Annotated in this window: 1 protein-coding gene; it reads right to left on the minus strand. The window is 58.5% G+C overall.

Annotated elements, in window-relative coordinates; all coding sequences use genetic code 11:
* Window positions 1-29: 29 nt before the first annotated feature.
* Window positions 30-1568, minus strand: a complete 1539-nt coding sequence (locus IB236_RS24145) for an IS3 family transposase (protein ID WP_192422479.1) — start codon at window positions 1566-1568, stop codon at window positions 30-32.
* Between the last annotated feature and the right edge of the window lie 40 nt (window positions 1569-1608).

Below are 1608 nucleotides of genomic sequence, written 5' to 3' on the forward strand. Positions count from 1 at the left end.
GGGGGTGCGGATAAAAACTTGGACTGGTTTTATGCCGCAAGTCCAAGGCTCACCCGGTATTCGATAGGGCTGAGGGAGCCAAGAGAGATCTTGATCCGCTTCTCGTTGTACCAGCGGATGTAGTCGTCGACCACCTCAATGAACCGCTCGATGGTCGTGCCCTTCCAGTCCCGAGGATAGAACAGCTCATTCTTCAGCCGGCCGAAGAAGCCCTCACACGCCGCGTTGTCAGGCGAGCACGCCTTACGTGACATGGAGCGGGTGAGCTTGGCATCGCTCATTCTCGATAGCCAGCCAGGCCAGCGGTAGTGCCCTCCGCGATCGGAATGAACTACCGGCCTAGCGGTGGTTTCTGCCACTGTCTCGATAGCAGCATCCAGCATGGTGTTGACCAGTTCAGCGTCCGGGCTCGTGCCAATGGTCCAGCTCACCACCATCCCGTCGAAGCAATCGATGATCGGTGACAGGTACACCTTGCCCGCAGGGATCTGGAACTCTGTGATGTCGGTCAGCCATTTCTCGTTGGGGGCTGCAGCCTGGAAGTCACGGTTGATGATGTTCTCGGGTGCGGGGCTGATCTCGCCGAGGTACGACGCGTAACGGCGCCGCTTTGGCTTTGCAACGACCAGGCTTTCTTGTTTCATCAGCCGCTGCACCACCTTCTCGGAGATGGTGACGTCCTGCTTGGTCAGCGAGGCCTGCAGCCTGCGGTAGCCGTAGCAGCGGTGGTTTGACTCGAAGATCTCGGTGAGGGATTGGCGCACACCAAGGTACTTGTCGCCGACCGCTGTGCGGGCCCGATGGTAGAAGTACGAGCTACGTGCAAGACCCAACTGTCCAAGGAGCTCAGGCAAGTCATAGTGCTCCTTGAGGGCGTCAATCAGCAGTGTCTTCTCCCGGTTGGACAGGAGCTGTAGATCGACGCCCAGGCCTTTTTTTAACAGTTCATTGGCCTTGTTCAAGAGGTCCTGCTCAAGGCGCAGTTGCCTGACTTCGAGGCGCAGTATCTCAACCTGGCGCTCGAGCTCTTCACGCTCTCGCGCCTGCGGGGATTGATTGGTGTGTTTCATTGATGCGGGTGCCTCACGTCCCAGAAGCTGGTTCTTCCAGTTGTACAACGTTGGCCGGCACACGCCGAGCTTGTCGGCAACGGCCTGTGCACTTTCCTGCCGAGTGCAAAGCTCCATCACTCCCGCTCGCTTCAAGCTCTCGGGGTACCTTCGTTGGCCCACACTGCCAACGACTGCCTTCCTGGTCTCAGGGAAGGCCTCACGAACCCACTTGGTCAGCGTTCCACGACCAGGGTAGCCCAGCGCCCTCATGGTGGCGGCGATGCATCGATCGTGGGTGAGGTAGTGCTCGATGGCTGCAGCCTTCTGCGCCTGCGAGAACTTCGGTTCACGGCCTGCGTAGCCAGCGGACAAGTCGAGCTTGAACTGGTACTCGTTGTACCAACCCTTCAAAGAATTCTTCGTCGGATAGCCCAGCTGCCGTATGGTGGGCCTGACGCGCTTGCCCAGCTTGATGTAGAGCTCAACGGCTCGGATTCGATCTTCGTAGGAATACATGAACTACCTCCTGGTAGTCCAAGTTTTTGTCCGCATCCCC

It is taken from the genome of Acidovorax sp. ACV02, assembly GCF_014851475.1.
Classification (GTDB): domain Bacteria; phylum Pseudomonadota; class Gammaproteobacteria; order Burkholderiales; family Burkholderiaceae_C; genus Acidovorax; species Acidovorax delafieldii.